At 59.7% G+C, this 20,713-nt stretch carries 21 protein-coding genes and 1 riboswitch; of the genes, 7 read left to right on the forward strand and 14 right to left on the reverse strand.

Features of this window, described 5'->3' with window-relative positions; genetic code table 11:
* Positions 1-34: 34 nt before the first annotated feature.
* The 3 genes from PUT78_RS08730 to PUT78_RS08740 all read right to left on the reverse strand — a co-directional run bounded on the left by PUT78_RS08730 (position 35) and on the right by PUT78_RS08740 (position 1,422).
* Positions 35-271: a F0F1 ATP synthase subunit C gene (locus PUT78_RS08730; protein WP_071470100.1), complete on the reverse strand. Its 237-nt coding sequence runs from the start codon at positions 269-271 to the stop codon at positions 35-37.
* 64 nt (positions 272-335) lie between these two features.
* Entirely contained in the window at positions 336-1,043 is a 708-nt protein-coding gene (locus PUT78_RS08735) for a F0F1 ATP synthase subunit A (RefSeq protein WP_274351985.1), read from the reverse strand.
* 25 nt (positions 1,044-1,068) lie between these two features.
* Positions 1,069-1,422: an AtpZ/AtpI family protein gene (locus tag PUT78_RS08740; RefSeq protein WP_274351873.1), complete on the reverse strand. Its 354-nt coding sequence runs from the start codon at positions 1,420-1,422 to the stop codon at positions 1,069-1,071.
* A 216-nt stretch (positions 1,423-1,638) separates the two neighbouring features.
* Here PUT78_RS08740 and PUT78_RS08745 point away from each other — a divergent pair, with 216 nt between their 5' ends.
* On the forward strand, positions 1,639-1,989 hold the full coding sequence (locus PUT78_RS08745; protein WP_274351874.1) for an ArsR/SmtB family transcription factor: 351 nt from the start codon (positions 1,639-1,641) through the stop codon (positions 1,987-1,989).
* A 178-nt stretch (positions 1,990-2,167) separates the two neighbouring features.
* Here the strand turns inward: PUT78_RS08745 and PUT78_RS08750 are convergent, their stop codons facing one another.
* From PUT78_RS08750 to PUT78_RS08785, 8 genes are all read right to left on the reverse strand, one after another.
* Positions 2,168-2,890 carry a proteasome-type protease gene (locus PUT78_RS08750; protein ID WP_274351875.1) on the reverse strand — a complete coding sequence of 241 codons (723 nt, stop codon included), beginning with the start codon at positions 2,888-2,890 and terminating at the stop codon, positions 2,168-2,170.
* A 61-nt stretch (positions 2,891-2,951) separates the two neighbouring features.
* Positions 2,952-3,770 (reverse strand): transglutaminase family protein, encoded by an 819-nt coding sequence (locus tag PUT78_RS08755; RefSeq protein ID WP_274351876.1) that lies wholly within the window; start codon positions 3,768-3,770, stop codon positions 2,952-2,954.
* On the reverse strand, positions 3,767-4,720 hold the full coding sequence (locus tag PUT78_RS08760) for an alpha-E domain-containing protein (RefSeq protein ID WP_274351877.1): 954 nt from the start codon (positions 4,718-4,720) through the stop codon (positions 3,767-3,769). The genes PUT78_RS08755 and PUT78_RS08760 overlap by 4 nt, the downstream gene beginning before the upstream one ends.
* A 1-nt stretch (position 4,721) precedes the next feature.
* Entirely contained in the window at positions 4,722-6,140 is a 1,419-nt protein-coding gene (locus tag PUT78_RS08765) for a circularly permuted type 2 ATP-grasp protein (RefSeq protein WP_274351878.1), read from the reverse strand.
* A gap of 119 nt (positions 6,141-6,259) precedes the next feature.
* Entirely contained in the window at positions 6,260-8,266 is a 2,007-nt protein-coding gene (locus PUT78_RS08770; protein ID WP_420793485.1) for a TRAP transporter permease, read from the reverse strand.
* A gap of 150 nt (positions 8,267-8,416) precedes the next feature.
* Positions 8,417-8,887 (reverse strand): DUF1850 domain-containing protein, encoded by a 471-nt coding sequence (locus PUT78_RS08775; RefSeq protein WP_274351880.1) that lies wholly within the window; start codon positions 8,885-8,887, stop codon positions 8,417-8,419.
* A complete protein-coding gene (locus PUT78_RS08780; RefSeq protein WP_274351881.1) occupies positions 8,887-9,846 on the reverse strand; it encodes a TAXI family TRAP transporter solute-binding subunit in 960 nt (319 codons plus the stop codon). Before PUT78_RS08780 ends, PUT78_RS08775 begins: the two co-directional genes overlap by 1 nt.
* Positions 9,847-9,958: 112 nt before the next feature.
* A complete protein-coding gene (locus PUT78_RS08785) occupies positions 9,959-10,555 on the reverse strand; it encodes a LysE family translocator (RefSeq protein ID WP_274351882.1) in 597 nt (198 codons plus the stop codon).
* A 90-nt stretch (positions 10,556-10,645) separates the two neighbouring features.
* On the opposite strand from PUT78_RS08785, the gene PUT78_RS08790 reads away from it, so the two are divergent.
* The 3 genes from PUT78_RS08790 to aroA all read left to right on the forward strand — a co-directional run bounded on the left by PUT78_RS08790 (position 10,646) and on the right by aroA (position 13,232).
* Positions 10,646-11,098 carry an Lrp/AsnC family transcriptional regulator gene (locus tag PUT78_RS08790; RefSeq protein ID WP_274351883.1) on the forward strand — a complete coding sequence of 151 codons (453 nt, stop codon included), beginning with the start codon at positions 10,646-10,648 and terminating at the stop codon, positions 11,096-11,098.
* Positions 11,099-11,161: 63 nt separating this feature from the next.
* Entirely contained in the window at positions 11,162-11,806 is a 645-nt protein-coding gene (gene parA / locus PUT78_RS08795; protein WP_274351884.1) for a ParA family partition ATPase, read from the forward strand.
* A gap of 76 nt (positions 11,807-11,882) precedes the next feature.
* Positions 11,883-13,232 carry a 3-phosphoshikimate 1-carboxyvinyltransferase gene (aroA, locus tag PUT78_RS08800; protein WP_274351885.1) on the forward strand — a complete coding sequence of 450 codons (1,350 nt, stop codon included), beginning with the start codon at positions 11,883-11,885 and terminating at the stop codon, positions 13,230-13,232.
* Positions 13,233-13,603: 371 nt separating this feature from the next.
* Here the strand turns inward: aroA and glnA are convergent, their stop codons facing one another.
* Together glnA and PUT78_RS08810 are read right to left on the reverse strand one after the other, a co-directional pair.
* Positions 13,604-15,010, reverse strand: coding sequence for a type I glutamate--ammonia ligase (glnA, locus tag PUT78_RS08805; protein ID WP_274351886.1), 1,407 nt, complete (start codon positions 15,008-15,010; stop codon positions 13,604-13,606).
* Positions 15,011-15,069: 59 nt separating this feature from the next.
* Positions 15,070-15,408: a P-II family nitrogen regulator gene (locus tag PUT78_RS08810; protein WP_274351887.1), complete on the reverse strand. Its 339-nt coding sequence runs from the start codon at positions 15,406-15,408 to the stop codon at positions 15,070-15,072.
* A gap of 184 nt (positions 15,409-15,592) precedes the next feature.
* Here PUT78_RS08810 and PUT78_RS08815 point away from each other — a divergent pair, with 184 nt between their 5' ends.
* From PUT78_RS08815 to cobD, 3 genes are all read left to right on the forward strand, one after another.
* A complete protein-coding gene (locus PUT78_RS08815) occupies positions 15,593-17,119 on the forward strand; it encodes an NAD(P)H-hydrate dehydratase (RefSeq protein WP_274351888.1) in 1,527 nt (508 codons plus the stop codon).
* Between the two features lie 101 nt (positions 17,120-17,220).
* A riboswitch (cobalamin riboswitch) is annotated at positions 17,221-17,419 on the forward strand.
* A gap of 43 nt (positions 17,420-17,462) precedes the next feature.
* Positions 17,463-18,164, forward strand: a complete 702-nt coding sequence (gene bluB / locus PUT78_RS08820) for a 5,6-dimethylbenzimidazole synthase (protein WP_274351889.1) — start codon at positions 17,463-17,465, stop codon at positions 18,162-18,164.
* A gap of 58 nt (positions 18,165-18,222) precedes the next feature.
* Positions 18,223-19,203 (forward strand): threonine-phosphate decarboxylase CobD, encoded by a 981-nt coding sequence (gene cobD, locus PUT78_RS08825; RefSeq protein WP_274351986.1) that lies wholly within the window; start codon positions 18,223-18,225, stop codon positions 19,201-19,203.
* 12 nt (positions 19,204-19,215) lie between these two features.
* Here the strand turns inward: cobD and PUT78_RS08830 are convergent, their stop codons facing one another.
* Entirely contained in the window at positions 19,216-20,652 is a 1,437-nt protein-coding gene (locus tag PUT78_RS08830) for a cobyric acid synthase (protein ID WP_274351987.1), read from the reverse strand.
* Positions 20,653-20,713: the final 61 nt, after the last annotated feature.

The following is a 20,713-nucleotide window of genomic DNA, read 5'->3' on the forward strand; positions in this document are numbered from 1 at the left end:
CGGCCCCCCCGGAGGATAGATTATCGGGGTCAGATCAGACAGCGAACATCAGCAGCAGAGCAACGAGGAACGAGAAGATCCCCAGCGCTTCTGCGAATGCGATGCCGATGAACAGCATGGCGGTCTGGCCAGCAGCAGCCGACGGGTTGCGCAATGCGCCCGACAGGAAGTTGCCTGCAATGTTGCCCACACCGATTGCGGCGCCGCCCATACCGATGGCGGTCAGACCAACACCGATGTACTTGCCCATTTCTGCGATATCGCCTTCCATGTCGTATCTCCTTGAGTTTTGGAATTGGCTGGATTGGTATTCGACCTTTTGGCCCGCGGTGGTATCAGTGCGACGGGTGCAATGCGTCACGCAGGTAGACGCAGGTCAGAATGGTGAAAACATAGGCCTGGATGACTGCAACCAGCAGTTCCAGCGCGTAAAGCGCGGTCACGGCCAGCACCGGCACAAAGAAGATCGCCCCCAATGCGCTGGCGAAGCCCGCGAAAACCTTGGCCACGGCATGCCCTGCCATCATGGCGCCAGCCAGACGAATAGAATGGCTGATGGGGCGCGCAAAATACGAGATCAGCTCGATCAATGCCAGCACGGGGCGCAGCGCCAATGGTGCGGAACTGACCCAGAACAGGCCCAGAAACTTGGTACCGTTCAGAATGAAGCCCAGCGCAGTGACCGACAGAAACACCGTCAGCGCCAGCACAGCCGTCACCGCGATATGCGATGTGGTGGTAAAGGCGAACGGGATCAGGCCCAGTAGGTTCGCAAACAACACGAACATGAACAGCGTGAAGATATGTGGGAAGAAACGCACGGCATCATGACCGGCAACATCTTCGACCATCTTGTAGATGAAGCCATAGGCCATTTCCGCGGCCGATTGCCCCCGCGACGGAATGATCGCGCGCTTGCGTGCGCCCAGAACCATCAGCGCGGTCGCGGCAAGAACGGTCAGCGCCATCCACAGCGTGACATTGGTTGGTGTGTACCAGCTTACATCGCCGCCAAACAGTGCTTTGACCTCGAACTGGTCCATCGGCCTGATTGAGAGGCCACCATTTTCATCCGCCACTGGTCTTGTCCCCTTTTTTCGCACCCGTATCATGCGGGGCCGTATTTTCCGCCTGCGCCTGCAGCGCGCGCGCCGAACGCAACATAGTTTTCACGCCGGCCGCAAAGCCCAACAAAGTAAACAGCACCAGCAGGAAAGGTCGGGTGTCCAACAGAACATCCAGCCCGTAGCCAATGCCCGCACCGATGCCAAGCCCTGACACCAGTTCGATCACCATGCGCCAGCCCACCTGGGCCATTGAATGGTGATCCTGCGTCGCCCTTGGCGGGTTTATCGCGGCTTTGGCCTTGGCGATCCGATCTTCAAGGGCCTTCAGCCGCTCCAATTCGTCACGCTGTGCCATGCCTGCCACCTCCGGCTGCAAGTTGGGCGGAAACTAGGCAGCAGCGGGCACAGAGTCAAGCACCTAAAACGGGGCGATCATGATTTTAAGTTACTGATAATGTTGATTAAAAATATTCAGGCGATACAACGCCCGTACATGCGGACCGAATTCGCGCCAAATCGCATATTCAACCATATAGTTGACCTTTTCGCGTTAGCGCGTGACAAGGGCTGTATGACTCATGCCCCCGCCCCATCGCTGGATCAGGTCTTCATGGCCCTGGCAGACCCGACACGGCGGGCCATTCTGGCCATGCTTCTGGAAGACGACATGGCCGTGACCGATGTGGCCCACCCGTTCGATATGTCACTTGCGGCCATTTCCAAGCATCTGGGCATATTAGCCGGGGCGGGTCTGATCAGTCAGGAAAAGCGCGGGCGCGTCAAATGGTGCAAACTGGAACCCGACGCCCTGCGCGAGGCCAGCATCTGGATGCAGGCGTTCGGCCAGTTTGAAGCGGTCAATCTGGATGCGTTTGAACGGTTTCTGGCGCAGGAATTGCAAACCCCGGTGCCGGACGCGTAAGCGACAGACCGCAGCGGGAGTATGATCACATCAGAAGGGACCGCAAGGCTGGTTGAAGTTGGCCTGAAGGGGACGTTGGTGCCTGGATCAAGCCCGCGCCTTTGAATGTCCCCTTCAGCCCATGAGCCCCACCCACACACCGGATATCCCGCCCGGATCATTCCTTATTCACGCAAGATCAGCCGATCCGGGCGAATGCGTCGCGCAGTGCCTGTGACCATGCGGCGGACATGGCGGCGAAATCCTCGTCATTGGCCTCGATGCGGCGGTGTTCGCTGACGCGCAACGCATCCGTTTCAATAATGGCCATATCCAGCGGCATCCCCACGCTCAGGTTGGAACGCAGTGTTGAATCCATCGACAACAGCACGGCCTTGCGGGCCTCTTCCAGGGGGGTGTCGGCGGTAATTACGCGGTCCAGAATGGGTTTTCCGTATTTATGCTCGCCTATCTGCAGATAGGGCGTGTCATCCGTGGCTTCGATGAAATTGCCTTCGGGATAGATCAGGAACAGACGCATGCGCCCGCCCCGGCGCTGGCCGGCCACAATCATGGATGCCGTTGCCGCCTGATTCATCCGGTCCATCCGCGCCTTGGTTTCGGCAGTCACATGCGACAGCATTTCACCGGTAATCGTGGCAACATCCAGCATGCTTTCGGCCCGCATGATGGAGGTTTGCGGCGTCGCTTCGGGGTCATCAACAGCTTCGCCCAGACGTGCCAGCGTGGTCTGGGTGACCGACAGATTGCCTGCGGTCATCATGACGATCACACGTTCACCGGGTTCTTCGAACGTAAACATCTTCCGATAGACGGAAATATTGTCCAGACCCGCATTCGTGCGCGTGTCCGACAGCAAAACCAATCCCGCCTTCAGCAGCAGCCCCACGCAATATGTCATCGCGCCTTTCCAAATAAACCAGCCCGCAAGTGTTAACGCCCTGCCGGTGGGGCCGCAAGGGTCATTGCTGCTGGGCTTCGATCACAACTGTCACGTCCAGCACTTCGGCACCGCCGCCCAGCACAAGCCCGCGCAAAGGCGCGGCATTCTGCGCATCAAGCCCCGAGCCAAGCCGGATATATTGATCATTCGGGCAGCATTTATTCGACGCGTCGAAGCCCACCCATCCCAATCCTTCAATGTAGATCTCCGCCCAGGCATGGCTGGCTTCATGCGCACTGCCATCTTCGGTCGCATTCAGATAGCCACTGACATAGCGGGCGGGAAAATCGGCCAGATGCGCACAGGAAATCAACACCTGCGTATGATCCTGGCACACGCCCGCACCCGCATTCATGGCCTCGGCGGCGGTGGTATGGGCATGGGTTGCACCGGGGCGGTAAGGCAGTGCTTCCGACACGGCGGCCGCCAGCAGATGCGCGTGTTCCAGTGCGCTTGCCGATGCCGCATCGCGCAATGTGTCCTGCACCAGATCCACAATCGCGCGGTTCGGTTCGGTCCGCACAGTGTTGCGCAAATAGGCACGCGGCGGCACACGTTCCCTGTGCCCGCGCAAAACACCTGCGGTATCAATGGTTTCGATTGTGCCACTGACCGTGATTTCAATATGCTCCACCCGCTTTCGCAGTGAAATGGTCTGGATATAATCGCCTGCCCCGTCACGAAACGCCTCTCCCATCACGGCGTCGGGCACATCCACCGACCAGTTGATCACCTTCTGGCTGTCGCATTTCGCAGGTGTCAGGCGCAGGCTTTGGATGATGCCTGCCACGGGACTGGCAAAATCATAGCGGGTTTTATGAAAAACCTTCAAAATCATCGCGCTTCCCCCGTCAGATACTGGTCATGGATCGCCTGTGCCAGCCCGCCGTTTACATTGATCATGCGCGTCAGGAATTCATGCAGCCCTTCATCAAATACATCGTCGATATGCGCCTCTGCCAGTTCACCCAACAGCGTGCGGGCACCTTCCTGCGCCGGGGTGGACCGCCCATAGACACGCGCCAACTGGTCCAGGTGTTCATTCGCCTGCGCATAGCATGACAGCAGCGAACGCGGAAATTTCGGGTTCAGCAGCAGGAAATGTGCAATCTGAACAGATGTCAGTTCCCCCCCATAGGCCCAGTTATAGGCCCTGTGGGCAGACAAGGCGCGCAGCAGCGTGGTCCATTGGTAATTGTCCAGCCCCGACCCGACATAGGCAACCGACGGCAGCAGCACATAATATTTCACATCCAGCAGCCGCGCGGTGTTATCCGCACGTTCCACCGCATAGCCCAGATTCATGAAATTATAGCCGTCAATGCGCAATTGGGTCGATTCAATCGCGCCACGGATCAGCGAACTGGTGCGGATGGTCCAGTCTGTCAGATCGGGGATCGACAGTTTCGACCGCTCCGTCCGCTGCATGGCCATCAGTTCCTGATAGCTGGTGTTGATCGCATCCCAGACCTGACTTGTCAGCGCCGTGCGCACAATGCGCGCATTTTCCCGCGCGGACCGGATGCAGCTTGCCACGGATGACGGGTTTTCCATGTCGAAAAACAGGAAGCTTTCAACATTGCGCTGCACGATTTCACCGTATTTATCGGTAAAGGACTGCAACACCCCCTTACTTTGCAGAATGGCGCCCCATTCATTGCGATAGCCCCCGCCGGTATTGGGCAGAAGCGCATTGCGAAACCCCATATCCAGCAGGCGGGCAGTGGTTTCAGAACGTTCCAGAAAACGGGTCATCCAGAACAGATTCGCGGCTGTACGGCTTAGCATGTCATTCCTCCGCGATAACCCAGGTGTCCTTGACGCCGCCGCCCTGACTGGAATTCACCACCAGCGACCCATCGGTCAGGGCAACGCGCGTCAACGCACCGGGAACCAGTTCGACATCGCGCCCGACAAGGCAATAGGGCCGCAGATCAACATGGCGTGGCGCGATACCTTCATCCACGAAAGTCGGGCATGTAGACAGCGCAAGCGTTGGCTGGGCGATGTAATTCGACGGGTTTTCAGCCACTTTTGCCGCGAATGCTTCAACCGTCGCGCGGTCGGAAGCGGGGCCGACCAGCATGCCATAGCCGCCCGAGCCATGTACTTCCTTGACCACCAGTTCCCCGATATTTTCCAGCACATATTTCAGATCATCCGATTTGGCGCATTGCCATGTCGGCACATTGTCCAGAATAGGTGTTTCCCCAAGATAGAAGCGCACCATTTCAGGTACGTAGGTATATATCGCCTTGTCATCGGCCACGCCCGCACCGGGGGCGGAACAGATTGTCACCCCGCCAGAGCGATAGACATTCATCAGCCCCGGCACGCCCAGCGTGGAATCTGGGCGGAAACACAACGGGTCAAGGAAAGCATCATCAATACGGCGATAAATGACATCCACCTTGCGCGGCCCTTCGGTCGTGCGCATCCAGCAGAAATCCCCTTCGACGAACAGATCCTGCCCTTCGACCAGTTCAATCCCCATCAGATCCGCCAGAAAGGAATGTTCATAATAGGCCGAATTGAAATGCCCCGGCGTCAGCAGCACCACACAAGGGTCACGGTCGCATTTCGCGGGCGCGACAGATGCTAGGGTGCGCTTCAGCAGCCGTGCATAGCCATCAACTGGCGCCACGCGGTTTTCCTGAAACAGATGCGGGAACATGCGCATCATGACTTCGCGGTTTTCCAGCATATAGGACACACCCGAAGGGGTGCGGCAGTTGTCTTCCAGAACATAGAACTGCTCGGCCCCTGTGCGCACCAGATCAATGCCCACGATATGGCTGAAAATTCCCAAGGGCGGGCGGAACCCGGCCACGGCAATTTCATAGGCATCATTTCGGTAAACCAGATCAGCGGGGATCAGTCCTGCGCGGACAATCTCGCCCCGGTCATAGACATCGGACAGGAATGCATTCAACGCGCGGGCACGTTGCTTGATGCCGCGTTCCAGCTTGCGCCATTCCTGCGCCGTGAATACGCGCGGAAACATGTCAAACGGGATCAGCCTGTCGGGGTCGCCCCCTTCGCCATAAACCGCGAAGGTAATGCCATAGCGGCGAAACAGGTCTTCGGCCTCTGCCTGTTTCAGGGCGCGGAATTCGGCGGGCATGTTCTGATACCAGCCTTCCAGCATTTGATAAGGTGCCCGTAACCCGTCTGACGCATACATTTCATTGAAAAAACTGGCCACCATCGCGCGCGAACTCCGTTATTTTCAGCCATCAAAGCAGGTCTGTGCCGAAAGTAAAGACCACCGCAAGCCACTGCCCAAATTATAGGCGCAAATGCGGTTGATCTTTTAGCACAGCAGTTTCAGGACGGATGCGCGCGGGCCTGCCGGGCATTCAGCCAGTTTATCGACAGCAGCACCAACAGCACCCCCGCACCGGCCACCTCCACAGTGAAGGATGGCCAGAACAGCGCAACCACCGCAGGCAGGGCAAGCAGACGCGAGAGCGCATCCATCCGCCCGAACAGATACCCTTCGATTGCGCTGGCAAAGGCCACCAGTCCCAGTATCGCAGTGAACCCTGTCCAAAGCACATGTGGCAGCGGCCCACCATAGATGATTTCGGGATTGAACACCATGAACAGCGGAATCAGATACAGGCCCTTGGCGAATTTCCACGCCTGCATGGATGTTTCCATGGGTTTGGCCCCGGCCACAGCGGCACCGGCAAAACCCGCAAGAGCAACTGGCGGTGTCACGTTACTGTCCTGACTATACCAGAACACCACCAGATGCGCGATCAGCAGCGGAATGCCGAATTCATTGTGCAACGCCGGGCCAACCAGCACGATCAGCACGATATAGCTGGCCGTGACCGGCAACCCCAACCCCAGCACCAGCGATGCAATCAGCACCAGCCCCAGCGCCAGCACGATGTTGCCACCCGAAAGTGCCACCATCATGGAACTGAATTTCAGCCCCAGCCCGGTCAGCCCGACAACCCCAACGATGATACCTGCAACCGCGCAGGCAATCGACACCGCAACTGCATTGCGCGCGCCCAGTTCCAGCGATTCAAATATCATGCGCAGCCCGCGCATGACCGACGCCAGCACCCTTTCGCGCGTGACCGGCCCATCGGCCATTACCGCCCAGGCCCCGCGCAGCCCCGCAACGCCCACCACCGACAATATGGCCCAGAACCCCACCCGCATGGGCGATATATTGTTGACCAGCAGCACCACCAGCAGCACCAGCGGCACAATGAATTGCCACCCCGCCGCCAGAACATGGCGCACAATGGGCAATTCTGCCGCCGACATCCCCGTCATGCCCTGTTTCATCGCCACGATATGCACGAACAGATATACCGTGCCCAGATACAGGATTGCCGGAAAGATCGACACAAGAACAATGTCGATATAGGGAACCTGCGTATATTCGGAAATCAGGAACGCCCCTGCCCCCATCAAGGGCGGCGTGATCTGCCCGCCAGTGGATGCGGCGGCTTCAATGCCCCCCGCCTGTTTTGGCTTATAGCCCAGGCGTTTCATCAGCGGGATGGTGAAGGCCCCGGTTGTCACCACATTGGCGATGGCCGAGCCAGAAATTGACCCCATCCCCGCCGAAGCCAGCACCGCCGCTTTCGCAGGTCCGCCCGGCTTGCGCCCTGTTGCCGCAAAAGCAAGATCAATGAAGAACTTGCCCGCGCCGGTCTTTTCCAGAAAGGCCCCGAACAACACGAACATGAACACGAATGTCGCGGCCACGCCCAGCGGCAGGCCGAATATCCCTTCCTGCCCCAGATACAACTGCCCCACCAGCCGGTCCACATTCGCGCCGCGATGCGACAGGATACCCGGCATCCATTCGCCCACCTGCGGCAAAGCCCCGCGCGGCCCCGCCAGCGCATAGATGATGGCCAATGCGCCGATGATGGTCATGCCCAGCCCTACTGCGCGGCGGCTGGCTTCCAGCACCGCGATGATGCAGATAATACCCACGGTGATGTCTGTTGCGGTCCACCAGCCGGCGCGCGCGATGATATCATCCAGATACCAGATGATATAGAACCCGCTGATGAAGGCCGCAGTCAGAAAGCCCGCATCGATGACCCAGCCCAAGGCCCCGCGCGCGCGCGTCTGTCCGAACACCGGAAAGATCAGGAAGGCCAGAAACAACACAAAGCCCAGATGCGCAGTGCGCTGATAGAACAGGCCCAGCGGCTGAATGCCGGCAGTGTATAGCTGAAACAGCGACAGCATGATCGCCACAACCGTGATCAGCCACAGTACCGGTCGCGGCTGATACGCATCAGCAGATCGCAGGTTTGACGGAATGACCCCGCCTTCCACCCGGTCAGGTTGCATGGTGTCGGGAGTATTCAAGTGTGATGCCATCGGGGCTGCCCTGTCACTGGTGCATGTTGCGCGGAAGTGGGAACCGGTCCTGCGCTTTTGGGACATGCGTTATCAGAAGGTTCAAAGGAAGATGCACGAAGGTGAATGAACGCGCATCCATCAGGGGTGAGTATTCAGATGCAACCAGACCCGCGCGCCCTGCGCCGCTTCCGCAGAAAGGGCCAGTTCCTGCGTCGCGTCGGTCAGCCTGTGCCCGGTTTGCACGGACCCTATACGCAGCGACAGGCTGTTTGCGGGAATAACCTCGTCCATGCCGACAATCCAGTACCCGCCCCCCTGCGCGGGAATCAGACTGCCACGGCCCGTAACTTCGCCCAGGCCCGCTGCGAAATCATGCAGGTAACTGCGCGTCAGCGTCAGTTGGCCCGCACGGTTTTCGAAGCAATCCGCCACTGCGCCCCCGGTCACGGAATGCGCCCAGCGCAGACAGATTTCCGCACCTTCGGGCATAGGCAACTGGCCCAGCAAATCGCCCGTTGGCAAACGCGCCTGCAAGGCAGGGTCGGCGGTAGCAATCGTTGGCAGGAACAGGGCGGCCAGTACCAGCCGCCCCGAAATACCATCTGCCATCACGGACGCTGATGGTCCTGCGGGGTCGCGCCCGCTTCTTCCAGATAGCGCAGCGTGCCGGGGTGGAAGGGAATGGGCGTTGAATCAACGCTGAATTCCACAGTCGTGTCATTCGCGGCGGGGTGAATGGCTATCAGTTCATCCACGTTTTCATACATCGCCTTGGTGATGTTATAGGCCAGTTCATCATCCATATCTGCATGTACGATCAGCACATTCGGGGTTGATATGGTCAGAACAGGTTCTTCCATGCCGTCATATAGCCCTGCGCGCAGCGAATACGGCGCGAAAGTCGGCTCCGCCGCGATTGCTGCGGCAATTTCTTCCGTGCTCAGCGCAACCATGCTGATGGACCGCGTTGTGGCCAGGTTCATGATGGAACTAGTGGGTGGCCCCACACTCCAGAAGCCCGCATCAATATCTCCGTCACGCAGCGCATCGGCGGTTTCGTTGAAATTCAGGCGCTGCGCGTTGATGTCATCATAGGTGATGCCATTTGCCGCCAGCAGGGTTTGCGCGCTGACTTCGGTGCCCGACCCCGGCGCACCCACTGACACACGCTTGCCGCGCAGGTCTTCAAGGCTGGTGATGCCACTATCGGCCAGTGTCACAAGCTGCACGGCATTGGGATAGATCGACGCAATCGCGCGCAGTTCATCCACCTGACGCCCTTCAAACGCGCCTTCGCCATGGAACGCCTGATACACGGTATCCGCCAGCGCCAGTGCCAGATCGGAATCAAACCGCGAGATCAGCGCCACGTTTTCCACCGATGCGCCGGTGACTTCCGCACTTGCGGACGCACCTTCGACATGGCGGTTGATCACTTCGGCCAGACCACCACCATAGGGAAAGTAAACCCCGCCGGTGCCACCTGTGGCAATGGACAATTCCTGCGCCTGAACGGGGGCTGTCAACAGGGCCGTTGCAGCCGCGAGTGCTGCAAATCGATAAGTCATTGGTATCCTCCCAGGATCATTGTTTTTGTTTTTTCTGATCGCAAGCGATCTATGGGAAAGACTAGCCGCGCTTTGAGCGTCGCGCAAGTATTGTAGGGCAGGATTGCGCAGGCTAATCCCCGAACACCACCGGCACAAGGGACGCCACCAGCAACGCAGCCATGGAATAGTTGAACACCCGCAGCCAGTCAGGGCGCTGCAACAGGCGGCGCACCCCCATACCAAGCCCTGTCCATATGACCGTAGAGGTCCAGCCCACACATAAAAACCCCGCCGCCACCCAGGCCACAGCCCCCCATTCCTGCCCCGGTGCATAGATTGACACTGCACCAAGCGAAATGACCCATGCCTTGGGGTTGACCCATTGAAACGCCGCCGCCTGCACGAATGTCAGCGGCCGCCCCTTTGCGCTGGCCCCATCCGGGGGGGCGGCATTGGCAATTTTCCACGCCAGCCACAGCATATAGACAACCGAAACCAGCTTCAGCGCCATCTGCGCGGGCGGGTAGCCGATGAAAATACCCATCAGCCCGACACCTACCAGAAACACCATTGCCGCATGGCCGATGGCAATTCCTGCCATATGCGGGACGGTACGGCGAAACCCGAAATTCACGCCGGAGGCCAGCAACATCACATTATTCGGCCCCGGCGTGGCCGAGGTCACGAAGGCAAAAGCAAGCAGCGCAAGGAAAAGTTCTGTTGTCATGACACCTGTTCCGTATTTGCGCAAAATCTAATGCAATGGACGCGAAATCGAATTGCAAATGCTGCAAATTATACCCATAAACTGCAACTTATGACCGAGTTTGACAGTACATCTGAACATATATTGCGTATCCTGACCCAAGAAGGACGCATATCCAATCTGGACCTGGCAGAACGTGTCGGGCTGTCGCCATCAGCCTGTCTGCGCCGGGTGCAGGAACTGGAACGCAGGCGTATAATCACCGGCTACAGGGCGGTGCTGGACCCCGCGCAAACCGGCATCGGGTTCATCGCCTATGTTACAGTGGGCCTGTCGCGACATACCAAGGTTGCACAGGAAGAATTCGAACGCCTGATGCGCACGGCCCCGCAGGTGCGCGAATGCCATAATATTACCGGCACAGTCGAATACCTGCTGCGCGTGGAAGCGCGCGATCTGGCTGGTTATAAGCATTTTCACACCAATTACCTAGGCGCATTTCCCTATCTGAACACCTTGACGACCATGGTTGTCATGGCGTCGCCCAAGGATGAACGCGCCTGAATTTTTGCGCGTGCATTACGCCTGCAAATTCGCTATGCTGCAGTGCAGCAAAAGGGGTGAACCATGCCAAAGGGAAAAGTCATTACAGTGGCCCAGCAAAAAGGCGGCTCTGGCAAGACCACGCTTGCGGTCAATCTGGGGGCCATGCTGCAACGCGCGGGCCATAAGGTGGCATTTCTGGACACCGACCCGCAAGGCTCGCTCGGGCGTTGGTTCATGACGCGCCATCAGGCCGGACGCAGCGAGGGCCTTGAATTTTCCACCGCCTCTGCATGGGGCGTGGGGTATGAGGTGGGCAAGCTGCGCGACATGGCGGAATTCATCATCATCGACACTCCGCCCAAGGCCGATGCCGACCTGCGCCCTGCCCTGCGCGAAGCGGATCTGGTGCTGGTGCCCGTGGCGTCAAGTCATGTGGATCTGTGGGCAACAGATGGCGTGCTGGACCTGACACGCCGCGAAGGACGCGATGTGCTGGTCGTGCTGAACCGCGCGCGGGCAGGTACACGGCTGGGCACTGAAATTGCCGAAGCGGCCGGTGCATTGGACGCAACCCTTGCACAGACCCAGATCGCCAACCGCGTGGCTTATGCCGAAACGCTGGGTCAGGGGCTTGGCGCGATCGAGGGCGCGCGCAACCCCGCCATCCGGGCCGAACTGGATGCGCTGCTTGGCGAAATTCTGGACAGGTTGCAACAACAGGACTAAGCGCGCCGCTTGCCCATGGACGGGGCACGGCGCTTGCGCTATCAGCAACGCGCATTCCGTCAAGAAAGGTGCGCGCATGTCCGGCCACGGCCCCGCAATTCCAATGACCGCCCGCAAATCCGTCGCCCTGCGCGGTGTGGCGGAAATTCCCGGCGACAAATCCATATCGCACCGCGCGCTGATCCTTGGCGCATTATCCGTGGGCGAAACCCATGTGACGGGGCTGCTGGAAGGGCAGGATGTGCTGGACACTGCCACCGCCATGCGCGCCTTCGGCGCAGAGGTCATCCAGAACGGGCCGGGGGACTGGACAGTGCATGGGGTGGGTGTGGGCGGCTTCCGTGAACCCGATTGCGTGATCGATTGCGGCAATTCCGGAACCGGCGTGCGCCTGATCATGGGGGCTATGGCCACCACAGATATCACCGCCACATTCACAGGCGATGCCAGCCTGAACAAACGCCCTATGGGGCGTATCACCGACCCGCTGGCGCAGTTTGGCGCGCAGGCCTTCGGGCGCAAGGGCGGGCGTTTGCCGATGACCGTCATCGGCGCACCAGACCCGGTTCCTGCACGCTACAAGGTGCCTATGCCATCGGCACAGGTGAAATCCGCTGTGTTGCTGGCCGGGCTGAACGCGCCGGGCCAGACCGTGGTGATCGAATCAGAACCAACCCGCGACCATTCCGAACGCATGTTGCGTGGCTTCGGGGCCGAAATCACAGTCGCAGATACGGATGAGGGTCGCGTCATCACCCTGACCGGCCAGCCTGAATTGCGCGGCCAGTCTGTCACCGTTCCGCGCGACCCCAGTTCAGCGGCATTCCCGGTATGCGCGGCGCTGATGGTGCCGGACTCCGATATTCTTGTGCCCGGTGTCAGCCAGAACCCGACAAGAAACGGAATCTTCATCACATTGCAGGAAATGGGCGCTGATCTGGTAATGGAAAACCCGCGCGAGGAAGGCGGCGAACCGGTTGCCGACCTGCGGGTGCGGTTTTCAGCACTGAAAGGGGTTGAAGTGCCCCCCGAACGAGCCGCAAGCATGATTGACGAATACCCGGTCCTGTCAGCGCTTGCCGCCACCGCCGAAGGTGTCACCATCATGCGCGGCGTCAAGGAACTGCGTGTCAAGGAATCCGACCGGCTGGATGCCATGGCGCGCGGGCTGGAAGCCTGCGGTGTGCGTGTGGAAGAGACAGAGGACAGCCTGACCGTTTACGGCATGGGCACAGGCAGCGTTCCCGGTGGCGCAACAGTCCAGACCCATCTGGACCACCGCATCGCCATGAGTTTTCTGTGCCTGGGCCTTGCCACACAAAAACCGGTAACAGTGGATGATGGCACCCCCATCGCGACATCTTTCCCAGCGTTTGAAGGGTTGATGGCCGATCTGGGCGCGCAGATCACGCGCAGCAATCGCTGACGCCGGGCATAGGCGGCAACGCCGGGTTGGATGAGAGAATGGCCTGAAGCGGACGCCCAAAGGCGCGGAGCAAAGGCCGCAGGGTTTGAAGGGACCGTCGCGCCAGTGGCGCGGCGAAAGACCGGAAAACGCGCCATAGGTCTGGCCGTCCCGCGGCCTGCCGATGACGCCAGCGACAATTCAAACCTTTTATGCCGGGGTATTCCGCCTGCACAAAGTGAACTTCTCAGGGCGTGGGACCGGCAGTCCCCGGCCCGACCTGTGGCGCGGGCTTAAACCGCGCTTCATAGGCCCAAAGCCACAGCTTAACGCAGTTCCGCCAACAAAAAGCCCCCGCAAATGCGGGGGCTTTGACTGTATCGGCCAGCTGATCAGCAGCTGTAATACATTGCATATTCGATCGGGTGGGGTGTGTGCTCATAGGCATACACTTCTTCCCATTTCAGATCGATATAGGCCATGATCTGGTCCTTGGTGAACACGTCACCGGCCAGCAGGAAGTCATGATCCGCAGCAAGGCTGTCCAGCGCTTCGCGCAGGGACGCACAAACCGTGGGGATGCCTTCCAGTTCTTCCGGCGGCAGATCATACAGATCCTTGTCCGATGCAGCGCCCGGATCGATCTTGTTCTTGATCCCGTCAAGGCCCGCCATCAGCAGCGCAGCAAAGGCCAGATAGGGGTTCGCCGACGGATCGGGGAAACGGGCCTCAACGCGCTTGGCTTTCGGGCTTTCAGTCCATGGAATGCGGATACAACCCGAGCGGTTGCGGGCCGAATAGGCGCGCAGAACAGGGGCTTCAAATCCGGGGATCAGGCGCTTGTAGCTGTTCGTGGTGGGGTTGGTGAAGGCGTTCAGCGTTTTGGCATGTTTCAGAATGCCGCCGATGAACCACAGCGCTTCCTGGCTAAGATCGGCGTATTTGTCGCCTGCAAACAGCGGCTTGCCGTCTTTCCAGATCGACATGTTCACATGCATGCCGGTGCCGTTGTCACCCTTGACGGGTTTCGGCATGAAGGTTGCGGTCTTGCCATAGGCATCGGCCACGTTGCGCACGACATATTTGTATTTCATGATTTCGTCGGCCTGCTTGGTCAGCGATCCGAAGATCAGACCAAGTTCATGCTGCGCCGAAGCCACTTCCGTATGGTGCTTGTCGACCTTCATCCCCATGTCTTTCATGGTGGTCAACATTTCAGAACGCATGTCCTGATTGGCATCCATCGGGTTCATGGCGAAATAGTGACCCTTGACGCCCGGACGGTGGCCGGTATTGCCGGTGTCATATTCGGTGTCGGAATTCCACGCCGCTTCTTCTGCATCCACTTCAAAGCTGACTTTGTTGATCGAGTCGCTGAATTTCACGCTGTCGAAAACAAAGAATTCGGCTTCCGGACCGAAATAGGCCGCATCGCCAATGCCCGAAGATTTCAGATAGGCTTCTGCCTTCTCTGCGGTGCCGCGCGGGTCACGCTCATAAGGTTCGTTGGTGTCGGGTTCAACGATCGAGGCATGAATCGCCAAGGTCTTTTCGGCATAGAACGGGTCGACATATACACTGTTCAGATCGAAGACCAGTTTCATGTCAGATGCTTCGATACCCTTCCAGCCCGGCACCGACGATCCGTCAAACATGAAGCCTTCTTCAAGGAAATCCTCGTCAACCAGATCACCCACAATGGTCACGTGCAGCATGCGGCCGCGCGGGTCGGTGAAACGGATATCAAGATAGGCGATATCTTCGTCTTGCATAAGCTTGAGAACGTCAGCAGAACTCATGTTTTTTTCCTTTGCTTTGGGAACTCGTCCGGGGGTCACCCCCGATAAATTTCGTTACGTCAGAGCGCGTCATCACCACTTTCGCCAGTGCGAATGCGGATTGCCTGCTCAACGGGGGAAACGAAAATCTTGCCGTCGCCGATTTTCTCGGTCCGGGCAGCGGCGATGATGGCCTCTATGGCTTCGTCCACCTGATCATCTGGAAGAACAATCTCGACTTTCACCTTGGGCAGGAAATCGACCACATATTCAGCACCGCGATACAATTCAGTGTGCCCTTTCTGACGGCCAAACCCTTTGACCTCCAGCACGGACAACCCCTGAACGCCGATATCCTGCAGCGCCTCTTTGACTTCATCAAGCTTGAACGGTTTGATGATTGCTTCGATCTTTTTCATACCCTCGCCTTTTCACTTCCCCAAGCCCTTGTCCGGCTTGCATCGTTCAGACCATGTTCAGACGGCTCTCACAATCTGATAGACTGCAACAGGGTCGGGATGAAACACCCAAATGACAGCAGCGCATCAATAATAATCATTGTGATTATTATTTGGGCATTTTTGAAAAGCAGGGTTGGAAAAAATGATTGAAATACTGACATCCGCCCAAATGCGCGCCGTTGAAATGGCCGGTATCGATTCTGGCGCGGCAACCGGGTCGGGTTTGATGGAACGCGCGGGCCAATGCGTTGTGGATGCCTTGCTGCGCCACTGGTCGCTACCGGAAAACCCGGCGCAAAATGCACTTATTTTATGCGGTCCCGGAAATAACGGGGGCGATGGGTTCGTCGTGGCCCGGTTACTGGCGGCACAGGGGTGGCAGGTCCTGGTCTGCCTTCATGGTGACGCGGACAAATCGCCCGCAGATGCGCGCAACAATCATGCCAGATGGGCGCATATGGGGCCGGTTCATGACTTGTCACAGGACATCTTATCCGCACTTCCGCCAGATATGTTCTTGATTGACGCATTGTTCGGCACGGGATTGACCCGTCCGGTCACCGGCTCGCTTGCCACGCTGCTGCAAAAGATGTGCCATATACCATGGCGCGGGCGTGTGGCCGTTGATGCACCAAGCGGCCTGTGCATGGATAGCGGTCGCGTGCTTGGCACAGTGCTGCCTGCTGACCTGACGGTTTCATTCCATCGTGCGAAACCGGGGCATTATCTGGCGCAGGGGCCAGAGTGCTGTGGGGCAATCACCGTCGCCGATATCGGACTGACGGGCGATGCCCCCCACCCCCCGCGCACAGGACTGCTGGACCATCACAGCACCAGCGACGTGGCGCGCAAAACTGGCGGCCACAAATACACGCATGGGCATGCGCTTGTTCTGTCGGGTAGCGTGGGCAAGGGCGGGGCTGCCCGCCTTGCTGCACGCGCAGCGTTGCGCATGGGCGCTGGCGTTGTCACACTTGGTTGCCCCCCTGCGGCCCTTCAGGAAAATGCCTGCCGACTGGACGCCATCATGCTGCAACCCATCCGCGATTCCGGCGCGCTGGCCACCGCGTTGCAGGACACGCGCCTGAACACGATCTGCATCGGGCCGGGGCTGGGGCTGTCAACCCGCGAAGCAGGGTTGATCATGACCGCACTTGATCCTGGTCGGGCAAGTGTTCTGGACGCCGACGCACTGACATTGCTGGCGCAGACCCCGGCAGGGTTGGACGCACTTGGTCCGGATTGTGTACTGACCCCGCATGCGGGCGAATTCGCCCGGCTGTTTCCCGACCTTGCCCAAAATCTGCGCAGGGAACCGGAACGCGGACCGGCATATTCCAAACTCGACGCGACCAGAGAAGCCGCGCACCGCGCGGGATGTGTGGTTCTGTTCAAAGGGCCGGATACTGTCATCGCCGCACCTGACGGTCGCTGCGCCATCAATTCCGCGCAATATGACCGTGCCGCGCCCTGGTTGGCAACTGCGGGATCAGGCGATGTTCTGGCGGGCATGATCACGGGTCTTCTGGCCCGCGGCTTCCCCCCGTTTGATGCCGCCTGCGCCGCTGCCTGGCTGCATGTCGCAGCCGCGCGCCGTTTCGGTCCGGGACTTATTGCAGAGGATCTGCCGGATATGCTGCCGCAGGTCATGCAGGATCTGATTGTCTAGGGCATACCCGCGTTCCCGTGCATTCATACGGGGCCTGCTGCGACCTGCCGACAACCTGTACTTGGGACGCAGAAAACCAGTTTCGCAGTTGCGCAAAGCGCGCTAGAACCGAAGTATCTGGTGCCCGCGCACAGCAGTACCCCTGCAGAAGCGGGAGAATCGGGAATGCGGTGCAATTCCGCAACGTGCCCAACGCTGTAAGGTGGATGGCGCTGCAAAATGCCACTGGCCCTGCTGGCCGGGAAGGCGCAGTTGCCGGTGAAACCAAGTCAGAAGACCGGCCAGATGCAACCGGGCTGCCCGATGGTCAACGGGCGGTCGTGTCCGTGACAGGGGAGATGTCATGCAGCCACCCGTTACCCCCGCCCCGGCGGGTCCGTTTTCGCCCGACGAACAAGCCGCAGTCTACCGCGCCATCTTCACACGCCGCGATGTCCGCAGCCAGTTTACCGACCGTCCGGTTGACGACCCCACATTGATGCGGCTGCTGAATGCAGCCCATCACGCGCCCTCGGTCGGGTTCATGCAACCGTGGAATTTCATCGTTATCCGCAGTGCAGATGTCAGAGCGCAGGTTCAGGCGGCCTTTGCCCGCGCCAATGCCGAAGCTGTTGCCATGTTTCCTGCAGACCGCCGCCCACTTTATTCGGCACTGAAACTGGAAGGCATTACCACCGCGCCGGTCAATCTGTGCATCACCTGCGACCGCACACGCGGCGGCGAGGTCGTTCTGGGGCGCACGCATAACCGCGACATGGATCTGTATTCGACAGTTTGCGCCGTGCAGAACCTATGGCTGGCCGCACGCGCGGAAGGGTTGGGTGTGGGCTGGGTCAGCATATTCCACGAAGCCGATATACGCAGCATTCTGAACCTGCCCGAACATGTGGTGCCCGTGGCCTATCTGTGTATCGGGCATGTCGATACGCTTTATGAATCACCGGAGTTGCAGGCCAAAGGCTGGCGCGACCGCCTGGCATTGTCGGATCTGGTGTTTCAGGACCGCTGGGGAAACCCGCCCGGCCCGACTGTGCATAACCCATAGCGACCTTATGAATGCGAAGGAATGCGGGCATGTGTGAGCCAGTAAAAGCGGGGCAATGATGCGCGATCACGGCGGAAATATCGACACGGCCATGGCACGCTATGGCGGGGATGACTGGATCGACCTGTCCACCGGCATCAACCGCCGCCCCTACCCCATGCCCACCCTGCCCGATTCTGTCTGGCATGGCCTGCCCACTGCCCGTGCCCAAGGCGCGCTGGTCACTGCTGCCGCACAGGCATGGGGCGCTGACACGCGGCTGGCTGGGCTGGCGTTCGGCGGGGCGCAGGCCGCCATCCAACTGGTACCCCATCTGGCGCCCAAAGGGCGCGCCCATGTCCTTGCTCCCAGCTACAATGAACATGCCGCATGCCTGAACGCCGCAGGCTGGACCGTGCAGGACAGCGCCACACCGCAAAGCATGGCGGGGGCGGATCTGGCGGTTCTGGTCAACCCCAACAACCCCGATGGCCGGTGCTGGTCCCCGGCAGATCTGCTGGAACTGGCGCAGAATGTGGGCTTTCTGGTCGTTGATGAAAGTTTCGGAGATGTTACACCGGACCTGTCCCTGCTGCCCCATGCGGGCGGGGTCACCAACCTTCTGGTCCTGCGATCATTCGGGAAATTCTATGGGCTGGCCGGATTGCGGCTTGGCTTTGCCTTCGGCGCAAAACCCGTCATCACCCGGCTGGCGGATATGGCAGGCCCCTGGCCGGTATCAGGTGCCGCAATATGCGTGGGGTGCCACGCGCTTGCCGACCGGAACTGGGCCGATGCCATGCGCGTGCAACTTGGCCTCGATGCCGCACGCGCGGATGATCTGGCGCGCGCGGCGGGTTGGACCAGCCTCGGCGGGACAAGCCTGTTCCGGCTGTATGACACAGAAGATGCAGACGTCGCGCGCGACCATCTGGCCGGGTATCAGATCTGGTCGCGGGTATTTCCCTATTCATCGCGCTGGCTACGCCTTGGCCTGCCGGGACCGGAACGCGAATGGCAACGACTGGAACAGGCGCTGGCAAGAACGCCCACCGCCTGAATTGCCCGGCCCTTATCGCGCGCGGGCCAGCAGACCGTCCACATCCAGATGCGCCTCCAGATGATCGGCAAGCGCGTCCAGCGTCGCATCCACCACTGCGCCATGCTGGTGTCCGGACGGCGCGACCCCAAGACCCGCCAGAAACGCCGAGCGGAATCTGTCCGACGCAAAAAGCCCATGCAGATAGGTGCCCATGATACGTCCATCAGGCCCCGTAGCACCATCATCGCGCCCAGCCAGCCGGGCAAAGGGGCGCGCACAATCCGCACCTGTAGTCCGCCCGATATGAATTTCATATCCCGCAACATCCAGCCCCGAGGCGACATGCCGTGCCTGCACGCGCTCCAGCCGCTTGTCGGGACTCATGACTGTTGTGACATCCAGAAAGCCAAGGCCTTGCATGTCACCGGCCGGTCCCTCAACCCCGTCAGGGTCAGACACCTGCCGCCCCAGCATCTGATAGCCCCCACATATGCCCAGCACATGACCGCCGCGCCGGATATGGGCCGCAAGATCAATATCCCAGCCCTGCGCCCGCAGAAAGGCCAGATCCGCCCGCGTGGATTTCGACCCGGGCAGAATGACCAGCCGCACATCCCCCGGAAGGGGCTGGCCCGCGCGCACCATAACCAGCTCCACCCCGGGTTCGGCCTGCAGAGGGTCCAGATCGTCGAAATTGGCAATCCGCGAAAACACCAGACAGGCAATCCGCACCGCCCCCCCGCCGACCACACCAGCCCCAAGGTCAAGCGCATCTTCGGCGGGCAACAGATGGGCGCGCTCAAACCACGGCAAGACCCCGTATCCCTGCCAGCCACTGCGCGATGCGATCTGCCGGTAGCCTTCGTCAAACAAACGCGGATCACCGCGAAACTTGTTGATGATGAAACCCGCGACCCTCGCCGCGTCCGCGGGGTCCAGCACCGCCTGCGTGCCGATGATCTGCGCAATGACACCACCCCGATCGATGTCACCCACAAGTACCACCGGCACATCTGCCGCCTCAGCAAACCCCATATTGGCAATGTCATTCGCCCGCAGATTGATTTCGGCAGGACTGCCCGCGCCTTCGACAATCACCAGATCATAGGATGATTTCAGACGCCCGAAACTTTCCAGAACAGCCGCCATCAACTGCGGCTTCAGCGCAGCATAGGCGCGCGCCCTGACAGTACAGATACGCTTGCCCTGAACCACTACCTGCGCGCCGGACTCGCTTTCCGGTTTCAGAAGTACCGGGTTCATGTCGACAAGCGGCTCCAGCCCGCAGGCAAGCGCCTGCAAGGCCTGCGCGCGCCCGATTTCGCCCCCGTCGGCGGTCACCGCCGCATTATTCGACATGTTCTGCGGCTTGAAGGGCGCGACACGCAACCCTCTGCGCAGCGCGGCACGGCAAAGCCCGGCAACAAGCATGGACTTGCCCACATTCGACCCGCACCCCTGGATCATGATGGCCGTGTTCAATATCTGCACCTTTGTCTATGGCCACGAAAGCGCGGCATGGTCAGGG

The sequence above is a fragment of the Roseinatronobacter alkalisoli genome, assembly GCF_028745735.1.
GTDB lineage: Bacteria > Pseudomonadota > Alphaproteobacteria > Rhodobacterales > Rhodobacteraceae > Roseinatronobacter > Roseinatronobacter alkalisoli.

Coding starts and splice junctions, on each gene's coding strand:
- PUT78_RS08730 (WP_071470100.1), bottom strand. CDS start 271: ATGGAAGGCGATATCGCAGAAATGGGCAAGTACATCGGTGTTGGTCTG.
- PUT78_RS08735 (WP_274351985.1), bottom strand. CDS start 1,043: ATGGACCAGTTCGAGGTCAAAGCACTGTTTGGCGGCGATGTAAGCTGG.
- PUT78_RS08740 (WP_274351873.1), bottom strand. CDS start 1,422: ATGGCACAGCGTGACGAATTGGAGCGGCTGAAGGCCCTTGAAGATCGG.
- PUT78_RS08745 (WP_274351874.1), top strand. CDS start 1,639: ATGACTCATGCCCCCGCCCCATCGCTGGATCAGGTCTTCATGGCCCTG.
- PUT78_RS08750 (WP_274351875.1), bottom strand. CDS start 2,890: ATGACATATTGCGTGGGGCTGCTGCTGAAGGCGGGATTGGTTTTGCTG.
- PUT78_RS08755 (WP_274351876.1), bottom strand. CDS start 3,770: ATGATTTTGAAGGTTTTTCATAAAACCCGCTATGATTTTGCCAGTCCC.
- PUT78_RS08760 (WP_274351877.1), bottom strand. CDS start 4,720: ATGCTAAGCCGTACAGCCGCGAATCTGTTCTGGATGACCCGTTTTCTG.
- PUT78_RS08765 (WP_274351878.1), bottom strand. CDS start 6,140: ATGGTGGCCAGTTTTTTCAATGAAATGTATGCGTCAGACGGGTTACGG.
- PUT78_RS08770 (WP_420793485.1), bottom strand. CDS start 8,266: ATGCAACCTGACCGGGTGGAAGGCGGGGTCATTCCGTCAAACCTGCGA.
- PUT78_RS08775 (WP_274351880.1), bottom strand. CDS start 8,887: ATGGCAGATGGTATTTCGGGGCGGCTGGTACTGGCCGCCCTGTTCCTG.
- PUT78_RS08780 (WP_274351881.1), bottom strand. CDS start 9,846: ATGACTTATCGATTTGCAGCACTCGCGGCTGCAACGGCCCTGTTGACA.
- PUT78_RS08785 (WP_274351882.1), bottom strand. CDS start 10,555: ATGACAACAGAACTTTTCCTTGCGCTGCTTGCTTTTGCCTTCGTGACC.
- PUT78_RS08790 (WP_274351883.1), top strand. CDS start 10,646: ATGACCGAGTTTGACAGTACATCTGAACATATATTGCGTATCCTGACC.
- parA (WP_274351884.1), top strand. CDS start 11,162: ATGCCAAAGGGAAAAGTCATTACAGTGGCCCAGCAAAAAGGCGGCTCT.
- aroA (WP_274351885.1), top strand. CDS start 11,883: ATGTCCGGCCACGGCCCCGCAATTCCAATGACCGCCCGCAAATCCGTC.
- glnA (WP_274351886.1), bottom strand. CDS start 15,010: ATGAGTTCTGCTGACGTTCTCAAGCTTATGCAAGACGAAGATATCGCC.
- PUT78_RS08810 (WP_274351887.1), bottom strand. CDS start 15,408: ATGAAAAAGATCGAAGCAATCATCAAACCGTTCAAGCTTGATGAAGTC.
- PUT78_RS08815 (WP_274351888.1), top strand. CDS start 15,593: ATGATTGAAATACTGACATCCGCCCAAATGCGCGCCGTTGAAATGGCC.
- bluB (WP_274351889.1), top strand. CDS start 17,463: ATGCAGCCACCCGTTACCCCCGCCCCGGCGGGTCCGTTTTCGCCCGAC.
- cobD (WP_274351986.1), top strand. CDS start 18,223: ATGCGCGATCACGGCGGAAATATCGACACGGCCATGGCACGCTATGGC.
- PUT78_RS08830 (WP_274351987.1), bottom strand. CDS start 20,652: ATGATCCAGGGGTGCGGGTCGAATGTGGGCAAGTCCATGCTTGTTGCC.